12 protein-coding genes are annotated in these 19,012 nt (G+C 34.5%); 11 read left to right on the top strand and 1 reads right to left on the bottom strand.

Going from position 1 to position 19,012, the window contains the following annotated elements; translation table 11 throughout:
• From LG651_RS11845 to LG651_RS11825, 5 genes are read left to right on the top strand one after another with little or no spacing between them, the layout of a single operon-like run.
• Entirely contained in the window at positions 1 to 1,071 is a 1,071-nt protein-coding gene (locus LG651_RS11845) for a carbohydrate-binding family 9-like protein (RefSeq protein WP_226696339.1), read from the top strand.
• A 13-nt stretch (positions 1,072 to 1,084) separates the two neighbouring features.
• A complete protein-coding gene (locus LG651_RS11840; RefSeq protein WP_226696338.1) occupies positions 1,085 to 2,203 on the top strand; it encodes a family 10 glycosylhydrolase in 1,119 nt (372 codons plus the stop codon).
• A gap of 12 nt (positions 2,204 to 2,215) precedes the next feature.
• Positions 2,216 to 3,226: an isoaspartyl peptidase/L-asparaginase family protein gene (locus tag LG651_RS11835; RefSeq protein WP_226696337.1), complete on the top strand. Its 1,011-nt coding sequence runs from the start codon at positions 2,216 to 2,218 to the stop codon at positions 3,224 to 3,226.
• 9 nt (positions 3,227 to 3,235) lie between these two features.
• Positions 3,236 to 5,572 (top strand): glycoside hydrolase family 20 protein, encoded by a 2,337-nt coding sequence (locus LG651_RS11830; protein ID WP_226696336.1) that lies wholly within the window; start codon positions 3,236 to 3,238, stop codon positions 5,570 to 5,572.
• A 13-nt stretch (positions 5,573 to 5,585) separates the two neighbouring features.
• Entirely contained in the window at positions 5,586 to 7,817 is a 2,232-nt protein-coding gene (locus LG651_RS11825) for a GH92 family glycosyl hydrolase (RefSeq protein ID WP_226696335.1), read from the top strand.
• Between the two features lie 200 nt (positions 7,818 to 8,017).
• On the opposite strand, the gene LG651_RS11820 is transcribed toward LG651_RS11825, so the two are convergent.
• Positions 8,018 to 8,773, bottom strand: coding sequence for a class I SAM-dependent methyltransferase (locus LG651_RS11820; protein WP_226696334.1), 756 nt, complete (start codon positions 8,771 to 8,773; stop codon positions 8,018 to 8,020).
• Positions 8,774 to 8,841: 68 nt separating this feature from the next.
• On the opposite strand from LG651_RS11820, the gene LG651_RS11815 reads away from it, so the two are divergent.
• The 6 genes from LG651_RS11815 (at position 8,842) to LG651_RS11790 (ending at position 19,005) form a co-directional block, all read left to right on the top strand.
• Complete coding sequence (locus LG651_RS11815) at positions 8,842 to 9,630, top strand: AraC family transcriptional regulator (protein ID WP_226696333.1); 789 nt, start codon at positions 8,842 to 8,844, stop codon at positions 9,628 to 9,630.
• Positions 9,631 to 10,028: 398 nt separating this feature from the next.
• Entirely contained in the window at positions 10,029 to 11,843 is a 1,815-nt protein-coding gene (locus tag LG651_RS11810; RefSeq protein WP_226696332.1) for a sodium:solute symporter family protein, read from the top strand.
• 8 nt (positions 11,844 to 11,851) lie between these two features.
• A complete protein-coding gene (locus tag LG651_RS11805) occupies positions 11,852 to 13,483 on the top strand; it encodes a sulfatase family protein (RefSeq protein WP_226696331.1) in 1,632 nt (543 codons plus the stop codon).
• 21 nt (positions 13,484 to 13,504) lie between these two features.
• Positions 13,505 to 15,805, top strand: coding sequence for a DUF5703 domain-containing protein (locus LG651_RS11800; RefSeq protein WP_226696330.1), 2,301 nt, complete (start codon positions 13,505 to 13,507; stop codon positions 15,803 to 15,805).
• Positions 15,806 to 15,840: 35 nt separating this feature from the next.
• Complete coding sequence (locus tag LG651_RS11795) at positions 15,841 to 17,376, top strand: sulfatase-like hydrolase/transferase (RefSeq protein ID WP_226696329.1); 1,536 nt, start codon at positions 15,841 to 15,843, stop codon at positions 17,374 to 17,376.
• Positions 17,377 to 17,406: 30 nt separating this feature from the next.
• Entirely contained in the window at positions 17,407 to 19,005 is a 1,599-nt protein-coding gene (locus tag LG651_RS11790; protein ID WP_226696328.1) for an alpha-L-fucosidase, read from the top strand.
• Positions 19,006 to 19,012 lie beyond the last annotated feature (7 nt).

Raw genomic sequence — 19,012 nt, 5'->3', positions numbered from 1 at the left:
ATGAAGTTAAAAAAGCACATATTCGTTTTAATTCTTGGTGTAGTGTCTGCTTTAGGTTGTTCGCAAAGTAAAGAAAACAAGGCGCCAAAAAGTTATATTGCTTATAAAACGAGCACACCAATACAAATTGATGGTGAAGCTAATGATGCTGCTTGGAGTAAGGTAGACTGGAGCGATACTTTTATAGATATTGAAGGTGTTAAACAGCCAAAATATAAAACAAAAGTTAAAATGTTGTGGGACGATAAGTACTATTATATTTTAGCGCAGCTCGAAGAACCTCATGTATGGGCAACGTTAACTAAAAGAGATACTATAATTTTTCATAATAATGATTTTGAAGTATTTATAGATCCAGATGGCGACACACATAATTATTACGAATTAGAGATTAACGCATTAAACACAGCTTGGGATTTATTTGTTAGTCAACCTTACAGAAAAGATAATGTGGTTTTAAACGATTGGAATATCACTGGTTTAAAATCGGCTGTTAAAGTCAACGGAACACTAAACAATCCTAAAGATATAGATGAAGGTTGGGTATTAGAACTTGCCATTCCTTGGAAGGCTTATAAAAAAGGCTATTTCCATAAAAACGTTCCAACCGATTCATACTGGCGCGTTAACTTCTCAAGAGTTAATTGGGATTACCAAATTAAAGATGGTAAATACGAAAGAAAACGTGACGAGAAAGGGAAACTTTTACACGAATACAATTGGGTTTGGTCGCCAATGGGTGTAATTAACATGCACGAACCGGAAAAATGGGGTTATGTATATTTTTCATCAAAAGAAGCGGGAGCAAAAGATGCTTTCAATATAACTTCAGATGAAAAAATTAAGTGGGAATTGTATAGTATGTACAGAAAGCAAATCGCACATTTTAAAAAAAATAACGAATATTTTAAATCTATTGATAGTTTAACTCAAAAAGGTATAAAAATTGATGATAAGGCGGTGGTTCCAAAATTAGAGAATCATAGTACAGGTTTTAACCTTTCAATTATTAGCCCTTTTTCAGGAAAAACGTTAATAGTAAATCAAAACGGAAAATTTATAACCAAATAATAAAATTAACCCTATGAAACTTAAAATAGCACTTTTTGGATTGGTACTTTCAATAGTATCATGCAATCAAGCTACTAAAGAAACCGCTTCAGAAGAACCTGTTACTACAACAACTACAGAAGAAACTACTAAAACTTTTAAGTATTGGAACTGGATGTCGGTTGGTCATAAAAAATCAGATTCAGCGTACACGGCGCACTTCAATAAATTAAAAAGTAAAGGTATTGATGCTGTTTTATTAAACACAGGAGCAGATCCAGGTTTGTTAAAACGTTTAACGCCTTTAGCAACAGCAGCAGGATTAGAAGTACACGCGTGGATGTTTACAACAAACAGACCAGGCGATTCCATAGCGCAACAACATCCAGAGTGGTACATGGTAAGCCGTAGTGGTAAGTCTTGTTTTAAAAAGGAAGAAAGACCATACGTTGGGTATTACCAATGGTTATCGCCAAGTCATCCAGAAGCCAGAAAACATATTTTAAGTCTTGTTGAAGGTTTAGCAAAAGTAGAAGGTGTTGCTAGTGTGCATTTAGATTATATACGCTATCCAGATGTATATTTACCAATTGGTTTATTACCAAAATACGATTTAAAACAAGAAGAAGAATTACCTGATTACGATTTCGATTATTCTGATGCTAGTGTAGAAAAGTTTATGGCTTTACATCATAAAGATCCTCGTAAAATGGAAAACCCAGCTATCGATATTGAGTGGAAAAACTTCCGTTTAAACGAAATTCGTTCGTTAGTAAATGAAGCTTACGACATTGTACATAAGCACGAGAAAAAATTAAGTGCAGCAGTATTTCCTTATCCAGAAATGGCAGACCACATGGTGCGTCAGCGTTGGGATAAATGGAAAATCGATATGGTTTTACCAATGATTTATTACAACTTCTACAACGAAGAATTAGATTGGATTGGTTATGCTACAAAACAAGGTGTAGAAGATTTACAAGGAAAATCAACCGAATTACACACAGGTTTGTATACACCAAAATTAAGTAATGAAGATTTAAAAGATGCCATTCAGTACGCTAAAGATAATGGTGCAAGCGGTGTTGCGTTTTTTGATGATTATCATATGACTGATGAGCAATTCGAAATTATAAAAGCTTCAAAAGAATAAAGTCTAATTATCATGTCTAGTAGAAGAAAATTTATTAAAAATACGGCCTTAGGAACTGTTGGTTTAAGTGCTTTGGTGAGTAGTTTTTCAGCTTCCGCGGAAGCGAATAAAAACACTTCAAAAGCAAAACCAGTAAAAAAACCTTTGGTAATTTCTACTTGGAGACATGGTTTAGCAGCAAACGAAGAAGCCTGGAAACAGTTAAACAACGGTGCGGCACCTTTAGATGCTATTGTTGCCGGTGTAGGTGTTCCAGAAGCCGATCCAGATGTACGTAGTGTTGGTTACGGTGGATTGCCAGATCGTGAAGGTAAAGTAACGCTTGATGCTTGTATTATGGATAAGAATAGCGATTGCGGTTCGGTGTCTTTTTTACAAGGCATAAAACATCCAATAGCAGTGGCAAAAAAAGTTTTAGACGAAACGCCACATGTTATGCTTACCGGTAAAGGCGCCTTACAATTTGCTTTAGAAAAAGGGTTTAAAGAAGAAAATTTACTAACCGAAAAATCTAAAGAATCTTGGAAAAAATGGTTAGAAAAATCGAAATATCAACCTGTAATAAATATTGAAAATCACGATACAATAAGTATGTTGGTTTTAGATGAAGAAGGCAATCTTTCTGGTGGTTGTACTACCAGTGGAGCGGCTTGGAAATTACATGGTAGAGTAGGCGATTCGCCAATTATTGGAGCTGGCTTATTTTTAGATAATGAAGTTGGTGCAGCTGCAGCAACCGGTTTAGGTGAAGCTGTGATACGAACTGCCGGAAGTGCCATGGTTGTAGAGTTAATGCGCCAAGGAAAATCGCCTTACGAAGCTTGTAAAGAAATTGTGGAACGCATTTACAACAAGCATAAAAACCATAAAGATATGGCCTATTTGCAAGTCGGTTTTATTGCGGTTAATAAAAAAGGCGAATATGCCGGTTATAGTATAAGACCCGGTTTTAACTATGCCGTTTACGATAAAGAAAACGGTAATCGTATGGAAGATGCAGGATTTAAAATAAAGAAAAAATAGATTTATTTAGTGAAAAAAGCATCACACATATCATTTTTTGTTCTACTTATCACAGGTATACTAATAAACTCATGCCAAGAAAAATCAGCTAAGGTTTATACGGAAGCCGATGTAAATATTATTCCCAAAGTTGCACATTTAAATATTACAGAAGGTGTATTTCAGTTTAATGAAAACACGGTGTTTGTTGTGTCGAATGACTTACAAAAACAGGCTGTTACATTACTTATCGATAAATTTAATAATGTTGCCAATTGGGATTTAAAAATTACAGAAAAGGCGCCTACTTCAAATTATATTTCATTACAAATAGATGATAGTTTAGAACAAGAATCATATACAATTAATACAAGCACAAACCACGTTGTAGTTAAGGCATCTAGTGCTTCAGGGTTTTTATACGCCGTTCAAAGTTTAAGACAGTTGCTACCTGTTGAAATAGAAAGTGATACGCTTATTAAAAACATCGATTGGGAAATTCCGAACGTTCAAATAACGGATAGTCCACGATTTAAGTGGCGCGGATTAATGCTAGACCTATCGCGTCATTTCTTTGGTAAAGATTATATTAAAGAAACTATTGATATGCTGGCATTACATAAAATGAATATTTTGCATTTGCATTTAGTCGATGACCAAGGCTGGCGAATAGAGATTAAAAAATACCCAAAATTAACCGAAATTGGCGCGTGGAGAGTAGATCAAGAACATTTACCATGGAATGCAAGAAAAGATAATAATCCTGACGAAAAAGGAACTTACGGCGGTTTTTTAACTCAAAAAGAATTAAAAGAAATTGTGGCCTATGCCATTACAAAAGGTGTTGAGGTTGTTCCAGAAATAGAAATGCCTGCACATGTATCGAGCGCAATTGCCGCGTATCCGGAGTTATCTTGTCATGGCGAGCAAATCGCGGTGCCTTCTGGAGCCTTATGGCCAATTACAGATATTTACTGCGCGGGAAAAGCATCTACTTTTGAGTTTTTAGAAAATGTACTGTTGGAAGTCATGGAAATATTTCCTTCTAAATATATTCATATTGGTGGTGACGAAGCTACTAAAACCAATTGGGAAGTTTGTCCACATTGTAAAACAAGAATTGAAACAGAAGGACTTGAAAACGTCGAAGAATTGCAGAGTTACTTTATAAAACGAATTGAAAAATTTATCAATTCTAAAGGAAAAAAACTTATTGGTTGGGATGAAATTTTAGAAGGTGGTTTAGCACCTGAGGCTACCGTAATGAGTTGGCGAGGAGTAAAGGGCGGTATTGAAGCTGCAAAACAAGGTAATGATGCTATTATGTCTCCTGTTGGCTATTGTTATTTCGATTATTATCAAGGTACACCAGATTTAGAGCCAAAAGCAGCAGGACCAGTTACTACAGTTAGCAAAGTATATCAATTCGAGCCTATTGTTGGAGAACTTTCTCAAGAAGAAGAAAAGCATATTTTAGGCGGACAAGCCAATGTTTGGGCAGAACATATTCCTACTGAAGAACATTCGCAATACATGATTTTTCCAAGATTAACAGCTTTATCTGAAGCCCTCTGGAGTCCAAAAGAAACAAGAAATTGGAATGATTTTTCAGGACGTTTAAAAAGCATCATGAATAGGTTTGAATATTTAGATGTAAATTATGCAAAAAGCGCCTATATTATTAATTCTAAAGTAAAAACAGACATTAAGAGTAAATCGGTAGCCATAACATTACAGAATGAATTCCCAAACTCAGATATAAGATATGTTTTAAACGATGCGAATTTAAATTCTGAAGCGATTCCGTTTACAGAACCTATAGTTGTAAATAAAACAACAGCAATTAAAGCGAGTTTATTTGAAGCAGATAAACCAATAAATCATGTGTTTAAGGAAACAATTACGTTTCATAAAGGTGTAGCAAGTAAAGTAAATTATGTAACTAATTATCATGAAAGGTATCAAGGTTCTCAGGCCTTTAATTTGGTAAACACGTTACGTGGTAGTAAAGATTTTCGCGATGGTAGATGGCAAGCTTGGTTAAATAAAGAGGCTATTGTTGTTATAGATTTAGGCGAAGATAAAAATATAAGCAAAGTAACCATTGGGAGCATGGTAAACCAAAAAAATAGTGTTTATTACCCAACAGGAATAAAGGTTTTACTATCTAATGATAACGAAAACTTCACAGAAGTTGGTGAAATTGAAAAACCGTTTAAGGTAGATAATGAACCTGAATTAAAAGATTTTAATATTGATTTTAAAGCACAAAAAGCCAGATATGTAAAGGTTAAAGCTAAAGTAAATAAAAGCGATATAGGAGAAAAAGAAGCTTGGATATTTATAGATGAAATTTTAATAGATTAATTATTAGTTTTTAATGAAATTTAAGTTTTTAACAGTTTTATTTTTAGTTTATTTTATGTTTTGTGGTTCGCGCGTAGTGTCACAAGAGTGCACTACGTATGTGAACCCATTTATTGGAACATCAAATTTTGGAGCAACAAATCCGGGAGCCATCGCCCCTCGTGGTATGGCCAGCGTGTCTCCTTTTAATGTTTCTGGAAAACAAAATAAATTAGAAAAAGATAGCCGATGGTTGTCTAATCCTTATGTACACGAAAACACCTTTTTGACAGGGTTTTCTCATGTAAATTTAAGTGGTGTTGGTTGTCCAGATTTAGGTGTTATTCTACTTATGCCAACAACAGGAGAACTAGAAACCAATCATTTAAAATACGGAAGTACGTATAAGAATGAAGTTGCTAAAGCAGGCTATTACAGTACAACTTTAGAGAAATATAATGTTAAAGTAGAAACCACAGCTTCGACAAGAACGGGAATTTCTCGATATAGTTTCCCAAAAGGAGAGGCTAATATTTTACTAAATTTAGGTTTGGGGTTAACCAACGAACAAGGTGCTTCAATAAAAATAGTATCACCAACCGAAATTGAAGGCATGCGAACGGTAGGTTCGTTTTGCTATTACAAACCCGAAGAAAATTATCCTGTTTATTTTGTGGCTAAGTTTAGTAAGCCTGCCGATGAGTTTGGTGTTTGGCGAAAACCAAGAACCTATAAAGGCGTTGAAGCTGAATGGATGACCTACAATGGTAAAACCAGAATAATGAAGGGGTACAAAAAAGAGGTTGTTGGCGATAGCATTGGTAGTTATTTTAAATATAATTTTTCTGAACCTACGCAGGTTGAGGTAAAAGTAGGCGTTTCGTATGTGAGTATTGAAAATGCTAGAGAGAACCTTGAGAAGGAAACCCAGAACCAAACCTTCGAAACCGTTTATAAAAATACGTCTTCCCAATGGAATAATTTATTGTCAAGAATTAAGGTTGAAGGTAGTAGCGAAAACGATAAAACGGTTTTTTATACCGCGCTTTATCATACACTTATTCACCCAAATACTTTAAACGATTATAATGGGGAATACCCAAGTATGGCAACTCGAGAAACTTTAAAAACCAACGGAACTCGATTTACTGTGTTTTCGTTTTGGGATACCTACAGAAATTTGCATCAGCTCATGTCTTTAGTGTACCCGAAGCAGCAATCTAACATGGTAAAAAGTATGCTTAATATTTACGATGAAAGCGGCTGGTTGCCAAAATGGGAATTAAATGCAACCGAAACCACAACTATGGTTGGCGACCCTGCGGGTATTATTTTAACCGATACGTATTTAAAAGGAATTAAAGATTTCGATGTTGAAAAGGCCTATGAAGCCATGCGCAAAAGTGCCACTCAGTTAGAAGATAATCCATTGCGTCCGGGAGTAAAAGAATATTGGTCCAACGGATTTTTAACAACACAAAATAGAGGTTCGGTATCAACAACGCAAGAGTATAATATCACAGATTATGCTATTTCGCTTTTAGCAAAAGAACTTGGAAAAAAGGAAGATTATAAAAAGTTTTCTAAACAAGCATTGTCTTACAGAAGTTTGTACGATGATAATTTAAAGTTATTACATCCTAAAAACCCTGATGGTTCATGGTACGAACCTTTCGATCCGTTGGCGGGTGCAAATTTTGCCGAAAACATTGGTTTTATCGAAGGGAATTCATGGCAATATTCATTTATGGTGTCACACGATACCAAAGGGTTAATAAAACTTATGGGTGGTAAAAAGCAATTTGTAAATCAATTAGAAAAAGTATTCGATTCCAATCAATTCGATATGGCTAACGAGCCAGATATAGGCTACCCGTATTTGTTTAATTATGTGAAAGGCGAAGAATGGCGAAGTCAAAAATTAGTAAAACAACTGGTAAATCAATATTTTAAGAACACCCCTGATGGTTTACCCGGAAATGACGATACAGGAACCATGTCGGCATGGGTAATTTATAGCATGATGGGAATTTACCCTATTTCACCTGGCGAACCTTTTTATACGATTACAGCGCCAATGTTCGATAAAATTACCGTCGAATTAGACGATGCATACTACAAAGGAAAACAACTTGTAATAGAAAAAAAAGGAGATTCTAGCGGAAAAATTAACACTATTAAGTTAAATGGAAAATCTCATTCCGGTTATTTCATAAACCATTCTAGTTTGGTAGAAGGAGCACACCTTTCAATTAATCTTAAATAGAACATTTCTTGGTGTAAAAGAGGTTTTTTAATGCTAAATATCTAAAGACACGTCGATAAAAAAATATAGTTTTCAAAGCTTTATAGTTGTTCAGCTAAATCTGTATGTGTGTGTTTTAATTGAATTTGTAATATTATTTGTTTTTACAATAACTATACAATACAAAAAAGAGTCCGTTTATTTAAAAAGGACTCTTTTTTTTATTTTCTTGTTGAAAATATGTGAATTGGATAATGTAGAAAATAAGTGTTATTAATTTTTTCAACCTTTACCCCTAAATCATCTATTCCAACATCTGCAATAATCATATTTTTTAAAGCTTTAGAATCACACGGAAACGATGCTTGAAGTTGTTCGTTAAGTTCAATTTTCATTGAATAAAAATCGCTGTTAACATTTTTTAATTCAAGGTTTTTAAAGAGACGAGAAAAGTCTGTTAAAGAAAGTGCTGCGACATGAGAACAGTCTCTATTTTTCTCCATTTCATTATATTTTTCAATTTTACTGTCTGGTAAAGAAACATCTACAACCATAATAATTCCATTGGGTTTGCATACTCTTTTCATTTCAGATAAAACTTTAAGCGGGTTTAAAAAATGATGAAAACCGAACCTCGATACCACGATTGAAAAACTGTTGTCATCGTAAGGTAAATGTTCAACATCGCCTATCTGCCAAGTTATGTTTTCCAGATTAAGTTTTGTTTGTAGCTTTTTGGCTTCATCAATCATGCCTTGCGTCATGTCTATTCCGGTTACATAATTCGAATACTTTGCGAATTCGCACGATACAATTCCAGAACCACAAGCAATATCTAAAACGTGATCGTTTTTAGAGGCCGATGTTATTGAAATTAATTTTTCTAGAGCATCGCTATGCGAAGTTATCGCAGTATAACTGTTTGCTTGCTTCGAAAATTGTTCTACAATGTTTTTATTGTGTTTTTTAATATCCATAAATCAATGTTTTAATTTTCTGCAAAGTTCAATACTTATGAGCTAGTCTGATTTACTATATTTGGACAATGAATATTGATTATAAGACAAATATTAAAATAGATTATGGTTTCGAGGTAAACCAAAGCCGCCCTGTTACCACATATTCAAAACACATTAAAAATGCTAAATGCGCAAATTCGCATGCGCATCCACGAGCTCAACTTATATCTTGTAATTCGGGCATCATGGAGGTTGTTACAAAAAATAACATATGGATGGTTAATGCTTTGCAAGGTGTTTGGATTGCTGGCAACGAAGAGCATCAGGTTTATTTTCCTAATAATGTGCAGGTTAATACTGCTTTTATAGACGAATCTAAGCTAGGAAACTTACCAAAAGACAGTTTTGCTTTCGAAACTTCAAATTTTTTAACAAGCCTTTTAAAAAAAGTTATTTCTTTTTCTAACCCAGATATATTTACAGAGCAACAAAATAGAATTATAGAAGTGTTCTTAGATGAACTTTCGTATTTAAAACCAAGCAAAACCTTTTTCCCCACTAGTCAAGACAAAAGAATAAAACCTGTATTAGATGCTTTAATGAACGATTTGTCTAGTAAACATACCATCGATTATTATGCAAGTAAATCATTTATAAGTCCAAGAACACTATCGCGTTTATTTAATAAAGAACTAGGTATGAGTTTTGGAGATTGGAAAATGAAATTAAAATTAATGGAAGCGGTTAAACAGTTGGGTAACAATAAAAGTGTAAAAGAAATTGCTTTTGATTTGGGATATGAAAACGTTAGTTCGTTTATAGTTACGTTTAAAAAACACTTTGGAAAAACACCAACAAACTACAAGACAAAATAATTGTGAGATAACAAAACAGGAGGTGTTACAACAATCTTTAAATTTAAGTCGAAAAGTAGTTGATTTTTAATTCTTTACTAACGCTATGTAAGCAGATGTGTTAATTTTATTCAGGATTTTAATTTAATCGATAAAAAATGTACGAATTAAGCTTAAAATTAACGCTGTTTTTTGCAAATATTAACAATTTTTATCCAACACCTTTTCAGAATTGTTGTTGGTCGAACAAATGCTAAGTGAAATGTTATTGTTCGCTATATTTCGTTTGAAAATTAATTTTTAGTTTAATTTATATAGTTTTTATTTTAGTTTAAAAAAGAGAGAATATAAAATTTCTCTCTTTTATTTAACTACTAATTAGTATCTTAAATTATTACTAATTTCAATCTGTTTTTTATATGGTTTCCTTAAGCGCACTAGATTACACGCTCATAATTTTATTTTTTTCAATCACCTTATCTATAGGGATTTATCTGTCTAAAAAATCGGGTAAAAGTTCTTCGGAATTTTTCTTGTCGGGTAAAACAATGCCTTGGTGGTTACTTGGAGTTTCCATGGTAGCGACAACATTTTCAACCGATACGCCAAATTTGGTAACCGATATTGTTAGAACCAACGGTGTGTCTGGAAACTGGGTTTGGTGGGCCTTTTTAATTACAGGTTTATTAACCGTTTTTGTGTATGCTAAATTATGGAGAAAATCTAATGTAAATACCGATATTGAATTTTACGAATTTCGATACGGTGGCAAACCTGCTACTTTTTTAAGAAAATTTAGAGCCATTTACTTAGGTGTTGTTTTTAATGTAATAACCATGTCGGCAGTAACTTTGGCTGCTATAAAAATTGGCGGTATTATGTTAGGTCTTGAGCCTTGGCAAACCGTTGTAAGTGCTGGATTAATTACTGTAGCGTTTAGCGCTTTAGGTGGTTTTAAAGGTGTTATCTATACCGATTTTATTTTGTTCTTCGTCGCTATGGGTGGCGCTATTGGTGCAGCGTATTATTTGGTTAATTTGCCAGAAGTAGGCGGTATGGAAGCCATTATGACGAATGAGTTAGTGGCCGACAAATTATCGATTCTTCCAGATTTTAGCGATAAAAACGCGCTTATAACATTATTTATAATACCAATCGCCGTACAATGGTGGAGTTCTTGGTATCCTGGAGCTGAACCAGGTGGTGGTGGTTACATTGCACAACGTATGTTAGCTGCAAAAGACGAAAACCATGCTATTGGTGCCACTTTCTTTTTTAATATTATGCATTATGCATTACGTCCTTGGCCATGGATTTTAGTTGCCTTAGCGTCTTTGGTGGTATTTCCAGATTTAGCAAGTATACAAGAGGCGTTTCCTAATATTGCTAATGATAAATTAGGGCACGATTTAGCCTATTCTGCTATGTTAACTAAATTACCTAGTGGTTTATTAGGTTTGGTTTTGGCTTCATTAATTGCTGCTTATATGAGTACGATTTCTACACAATTAAATTGGGGATCATCGTACGTGGTTTACGATTTTTATAAACAACAAATTAATCCTAATGCTTCAGAAAAAAAATTAGTTGCAGTGGGGCGTTTATCAACGGTAATCCTAATGGTTGTTAGTGCCTTGTTAGCATTATTACTGCAAAATGCGCTTCAATTATTCGAATTGCTATTAGTGTTTGGTGCAGGAACTGGCTTAATTTTTATTTTACGTTGGTTCTGGTGGCGTATTAATGCCTGGAGTGAAATTACTGCGATGTTCGCTTCTGGGATTATTTCAATTTTATTAAAATTAACACCTCTTGGAGATTTCTTATTCAAAGCAGAAGATAGTGTTTTCGAAAGCTATTTAGAATATCCTTTTGTAGTTGTTGTTACAACGGCTATTTGGTTGGCTGCGACTTACTTAACACAGCCAGAAAGTAAAGCGGTTTTACAAGGATTTTACAAAAAAATACAACCTGGTGGTCCAGGTTGGGCAAAAGTTATTGAAGAAGCCAATAAAGATGGCGTAGATATTGTAGATGCTAACGAAACTTGGAGTGTGCCTTCTGGTATTTCGGCAATGTTAATAGGCTGTGTGCTTATTTACTCTTGTATGTTCGCAACGGGTTATTGGATTTATGGTGATTACACTTATGCCATAATTTTAACCGTTGTGGCTTTAATTGCGGCCTTCTTGCTTAAAAATGTATGGAAAAAAATAAAAACAACTATTTTATAAAATTTGATATGTCAAAATTTACCTTAAAACATAAAATACCAGCATATGTGTTAGGTTTTGGTTTGCTAGCTCTTGTTGGCTGTAAAAACGAAAAAGAAAGTAAAACAGTTGAAAAAGAAGTCGCAAAACAGCCAAACATTGTTTTTATAATGAGCGACGACCATGCTTACCAAGCTATTAGTGCTTATGGTCATGGTTTAAACAACACACCTAATATTGACAGAATTGCAAACGAAGGTGCTATTTTTAATAAAGGTTTTGTGAATAACTCTATATGTGCGCCAAGTAGAGCAGCCATTCTTACAGGTAAACATAGTTTTAAAAATGGTAAAGTTGACAATTTACAACCGTTTAACTGGGATCAAGATAACTTTGCTAAATCTTTACAAAAAAATGGCTACCAGACGGCTTTAGTTGGTAAAATACACTTAGATGGTTTGCCACAAGGGTTCGATTACTCAAATGTACTTCCGGGGCAAGGACAGTATTATTCTCCAGATTTTATAGAAAATGGAGTTAAAAAAACATATCCAGGTTATATTACACATGTTACAACCGATATTGCTTTAGATTGGCTACAAAATAAACGGGAAAAAGATAAACCTTTCCTATTAATGTATCACCAAAAGGCACCACACAGAACTTGGATGCCAGAGGAAAAATATTTTACACTTTTAGATTCTGTAAACTTTGTACCGCCTGCTAATTTCTTTGATAATTACGAAGATAGACCAGCGGCAGCTTCACAAGAAATGAGCATTTTTAAAGACATGGATTTAGTTTACGATTTAAAAATGTTAGATAAAGATGGCGACATTAAAACAAAATATCGTGGCATGTTCCAAAGAAAGTATGATAGAATGACCGATGAACAAAAAGTGGCTTGGGATGCTTATTACGACCCAATTATAGCAGATTTTAAATCTCAAAACTTAGAAGGAAAAGCGCTTGCCACTTGGAAGTATAACCGATACATGCACGATTATTTAAGAGTTATTCAATCTGTAGACGATGGTGTTGGTCAGGTTTTAGATTATTTAAAAGAAAACGGTTTAGAAGAAAATACCATTGTAGTATATACTTCAGATCAAGGATTTTACTTAGGAGAACATGGTTGGTTCGATAAACGTTTTATGTACGAAGAGTCGTTTAGAACACCAATTTTAATGAAATATCCAAAAGAAATTAAACCAGGAACCGTAATTGATGAATTAGTTCAAAACATTGATTTTGCACCTACATTTTTAGATTATGCTGGTATTGATATTGATGAATCTATTCAAGGTGAATCGTTAAGAGGATTAGTTAACGGTGAAGTTACCGAGTTACGCGACGCTTTATATTACACATTCTACGAATATCCTGCCGAGCATAAAGTAAAACGCCACTATGGTGTAAGAACCGACCGCTATAAATTAATTCATTTTTACTACGATATCAATAAATGGGAATTATACGATTTAGAAAAAGACCCACAGGAAATGCATAACCTTTACGATAATCCAGAATATGCATCGGTACAAAAAGATATGCACGAACAACTAGAACGTATGCGAACAAAATACGGCGACAGTGATGCTTTAAATGAAGAAAATTTAAATAGATATTTAAACAAGAAAAACATTAAAAAGAAGCACTAAAAACAAACTAAAAATTTCCCTATGAAACTTAAATTATCAACCATATACATTTGCTTTTGTTTAATTAGTGTTAAGCTTTACAGCCAAAATATAGCCGTTGATGCGTATAATGTTTCATGGACAGAAAAAAGTGAAATAGCTTCAGATGCTATGCCACTTGGCAATGGCACAACAGGAGCTTTAGTATCTGTTTTAGAAAACGGACATCTTTGGATTTCTGTAAGGCATATTGATGCTTGGTCTGAAGCGCACAGACTTTTAAAATTAGGTGATGTTGAAGTAGAGGTTTCTCCAAATCCGTTTAAAAACACTTTTAAACAAGAGCTTGTTTTAAGTGAAAGTGCTATTTATTTAGAAGGCGATAACGGGTTTAAATCAAAAATCTGGATCGATAAGCATAACAATATTATGCATGTTGAGAATAATTCAGAATCAAAATTTAAACTCAATATAACACTGCACAACTGGCGAAAAGAAGCTAAAGTTATAAACGAAACCAATTTAAAAGGTATTCCAGAAGGGGTTACCGAATCTCCAGATGTTATTGTAAGCGGTAATAAAAATGCCATTTCATGGTATCATAGAAATAGCACAACAAAAGCCTTCGATTGGACTATTAAAGCGCTTGAAATTCCAAAACCTAAAGATTTAGATAACGTTTTAGAAAATCGAACTTTTGGAGCTAAAATTGTGGGAGATAAAATGATTAATACTTCAGATACTACATTGGTATCAAAATCACGAAAGTGCAATCATTTAAAAATTTATACACTTAACGAGCGTACAGTATCTGCCGAAAAGTGGTTAACAAATTTAAATGCTGAAGCTTCAGAAAAAATCAATATTAAATCCAATTGGAAAAACCATGTTACTTGGTGGCAAAACTTTTGGGCGAGTAGTTATATTCATTTAACTGGTTTTAAAGAAGCCAAACAAACCAGCGCAGGGTATGCTTATACCATGTATTTAAATGCTATGGCAGGCGAAGGTGAGTTTCCAATAATCTGGAATGGCTCTATGTTTGCCCCAGATTTAAACGAAGTTTTACAACGCAACCATACCGGTATAAAGCACTTTAAAGATAAAGACCATCGTTCTTGGGGTAATTTAATGTTGCATCAAAATGTACGCTTACCGTTTTATTCCATGAATGCTGCTGGACAGTTTAAATACGCCAACACATTTATCGATTTATACATGCGTGGTTTTAATGCCATGAAGGAACATAGCAATACGGTTTTTGGTCACGAAGGTACTGTAATTCGCGAGTCTACTACACTTTGGGGGGTTGTTGCTCCAGGTGTTTATGGTGTAAATCGTGAAGGTTTAGAACCAGGACAACAACAATCTATATGGCACAGAACCCATTGGAATGCAGGATTAGAAGTAGCTTGGTATTTATCAGAACGTTACGATTATACTTTAGATGAAACGTTTGCTAAAGAAAAATTTATTCCGTTTGCATCAGAAATTGTGAAGTTTTTCGATAAGCACTGGCCACATAAAGATGGTAAACTATATTTTCCAGATGTTCATGTTTTAGAGTCGTTTAGAAAAGCGGATAACCCAATGCCGTTTGTAGCAGGATTACGTTCGGTTTTAGGTAGATTATTAAAATTGCCTTCTCACTTAACAACAGAAGAAGATAGAACCTATTGGAAAGCACTATTAGCTAGAGTTCCAGAAATTCCTACTAGAGACAGAAATGGTATAAAAATTTTAGCGAATGCCGAAGTTATAAAATCAAATAAAGCCAATGTAGAAGTTGCTGAATTATATTCAGTATTCCCATACCATTTGTACGGTGTTGGTTTGCCCGATTTAAAAATGGCACAAGATACTTACAAAAACCGTACAACGTTGGTTGATGATGTTGGCGGTAAAAACCCAAAATGGGCTCCAGGCTATCTTCGTGGTGGTTGGCATCCAGAAGCCATTATGGCAGCTATGGTTGGTTTAACCGATTCTGTACAGAAAGAAGTAGTTTGGGCATTACACCGTCCGGTTCCAGAACAGCGTTACCCAGGATTTTTTATGTCTACGCATGATGGCACACCAGATGTACAACACTCATCTGTAGCGGCTACAGCTTTACAACGCATGATTTTACAAAATGTAAACGATAAAATTATACTCTTACCAGCGTTTCCTTCAAATTGGAGTGCTGAGTTTAAGTTATATGCAAAACAAAATACCATAGTTGAAGGTAAAATAGTTAACGGAGAAATTAAACGTTTAAAAGTAACGCCGTCAACGCGAAAAGAAAATGTAGTTATAGGTCAAAAACTGCAGGCTCCAAAGCCAGAAATTTGGGAAGATTAAGAAAGAATTAATTTTAAAATAAGGTTCACAATAAAATGAGCAACACTAAAAACCTAATCAGAATTTTTGTTTTAATACTTTTTGTAAGTGTTAATTCATGTAAGGAAAAAGCAGAAGAAAAAGCAGTTTCTGAAGAAAAAGAAATGCCAAATATTTTATTTCTTTTTACTGATGATCAACGTAACGGAACCATTAACGAATTGAATAAATACAATGTGCAAACGCCAAATATGGATAAGCTCGTTAAAAATGGTACGGCGTTCACTAATTCTTATATTTTAGGTGCAACTACTGCCGCTGTTTGTTCGCCAAGTAGAGCGATGTTAATGACGGGGCGTCACTATTTTAATATTGAGCCTAATGTTTATGCGCAGTTTGCTTTTAATAAAGAAGATCAAGGTAAAAGCGATAAATTAACCTTCCCTGAATACTTTAAAGCCAATGGTTATACCACTTTTGCAACAGGAAAACAACATAACGGTGAGCAGTGGGTAGAACGCGGATTTACCAATGTAAAATCAGCATTTTTAGGAGGAATGACAAGGCATTTTGGTACCAAAGTAAAAGATTATTCTCCAGAAACAGGTTGGTCTCAGCCTTATAAAAATGATGAGAAATTTAGTAGTGAAGTATTTGCTGATGCTGCCGTAGGTTTTATTGATGCTTATAAAGAAGATAAACCATTTTTGATGTATGTGGCGTTTACGGCTCCACACGATCCAAGAACGGCACCACAAGAATATCACGACATGTACCCTGCAGCAGATATTGCGCTGCCAGAAAATTTTATGCCTAAGCATCCTTTTGAATTGGCAGATGAAAAAATCCGTGACGAAAGGTTAGCTCCATTTCCAAGAACTCCAGAAAGAGTTCAAAAAGAAATTTCAGATTATTATGCAATGATTACGGCTACCGATACGCAAATTGGTAGAATTTTAAAAGCGCTTGAAGCTTCAGGAAAAGCCGATAACACAATTGTTGTTTTAGCCGGAGATAATGGTTTAGCGCTTGGTCAACATGGACTTTTAGGTAAGCAAAATGTTTATGAGCATAGTGTAAGTGTACCTATGGTGTTTTGCGGTCCAAACATTCCGAAAAATCAAAAAAATAATGCTTTAGCTTATTTACACGATATATTCCCAACGCTTTGTGGTTTAACAGGTTTAGATATTCCAGAATCTATTCAAACTGAAGATTTAACTCCTGTAATTACAGGTGAAAAAGAAGCGGTTAGAGAAAGTATGTTTTATGCGTATAACTCTTGGCCAGGTGAAAAAACACGTCCAAATATTAATAATGGCGGTGGGCACAGAGCAGTGCGTAAAGGTGATTTTAAATTAATTGTTAGTGCTAAAAAGGAAGTTTACACCTATCAATTATTCAACCTTAAAAATGATCCTTGGGAGTTAGTAAATCTTATTGATGATGAAAATTATAAAGATGTAAAAGAAGATTTACAACAAGAGCTTGAAAAGTTAATAAAAGAAGTAGGTGACCCTGCAGATTTAACAAAACCTGAATTTGGTCTTTTCGATAATCACGAAGCTTATAATTTTAAAACAAAAAAGTAATAATATATCCCTTTGAACAAGATGAAATTAATGCCAAAACTTAGTAATTTAATCCTTTGTACACTTCTTGTTATAATAACAGCTATTCCACTAACTGCACAAGAAAAAACATTAACCTGGGACGAATTAGCCGAACAGTACGAATGCCCAGAATGGTTTAGAGATGCTAAGTTTGGCATTTGGTTTCATTGGGGGCCACAAGCTGCACCAGAGCAAGGTGGTGGTTGGTATGCGCGCCATATGTATATGCAAGATGTTGGTCGACAAACTTTTGGTAAAATGGCGTATCCGTATCATTTAATGGCATACGGGCACCCTTCGGAGTTTGGTTTTAAAGATGTAATAAATACTTGGAAAGCAGAAAATTTTGATGCAGAAGCTTTAATCAATTTTTCAAAAGAAAATGGGGCAAAATATATTGTAGCATTAGCAAACCATCACGATCATTTCGATTTATTTGATTCGTCTTACCATCCATGGAACTCAGTAAATGTTGGTCCTAAAAAAGATATTATTGGTGAGTTTGAAACTGCTACTCGTAACGCAGGTTTAAAATTTGGTGTTACCAGTCACGACGATCGTTTTTTAAATTGGTGGAAACCTGCTTTTGGTTCAGATAAAGATGGGAAATACGCTGGTGTACCTTACGACGCTCGCTTAACCAAAGCAGACGGTAAAGGAACATGGTGGGAAGGTTTAGATCCAAAAGATTTATACGGTCCAGCTCCAGAAGATCGTACACCTGAAATTATTGAAGATATCAAGAAAAACTGGCTAAAACGTCACATAGAATTAGTTGATAAATACAAACCAGATTTATTATACAACGACGGATTTAACTTTACTTACGGCGAATATGGTAAAGAAGTAACACGTAAACTTTATAACAATAGTTTAAGCGAAAACGGTAAAATTGATGCTGTAATGCTTTTAAAGCGTAAAGCAAAAGGTACTGTAAACGAAGTAGAATCGGGTGGTAGTAATACTTTACGTGAATATCCTTGGCAGTCAGAAATTACGTTTACAGATTGGTTTTACAAAAAAGATCGTCATTTAACACATAATGCACGCACCATTCTTGAAATGCTGATTGAAGCCGTTAGTAAAAACGGAAACTTACTTTTGAGTATGGAATTAAATCCTGATGGAACGATTCCGCACGAAATTAAAAAGAGTGTTGTTATTGTCGGCGATTGGTTAAAAATTAATGGAGAAGCCATTTACGGCACACGTCCTTGGAAAGTTTTTGGAGACGGAAAAAGTGTAAGAGGAGAAGAGGTTGAAACTGTTGAAGGGGAATTAAGAAATGCTACCGCAAACCAAAAACACGGCGAGCATTTTAACCAACGTACTACAGCAACGCCTGCTTTTGCTAACGATGAAGTGAGATTTACAACAAAAGCAGACGATTTTTACATAATCGTTATGAATCCTAAAGGCGGTGAATTTGTAATTCCTTCTTTTGGGAAATCAAGCGAAGTTAGTCCAGGAACTCTTAAAGGATTAACACAATTATACGATGGCAGAAAAGTATCATTTAAACAATCAAATAAAGGTTTAACTATAAATATGCCTGCTGTAAATGGAGATAGTTATCCAGTAGTATTAAAAGCGAAATTTAAAAAGTAAAGAATAA

The organism is Neotamlana sargassicola, assembly GCF_020523965.1.
GTDB lineage: Bacteria > Bacteroidota > Bacteroidia > Flavobacteriales > Flavobacteriaceae > Neotamlana > Neotamlana sargassicola.
This window is presented reverse-complemented; position numbering and strand designations above follow the sequence as displayed.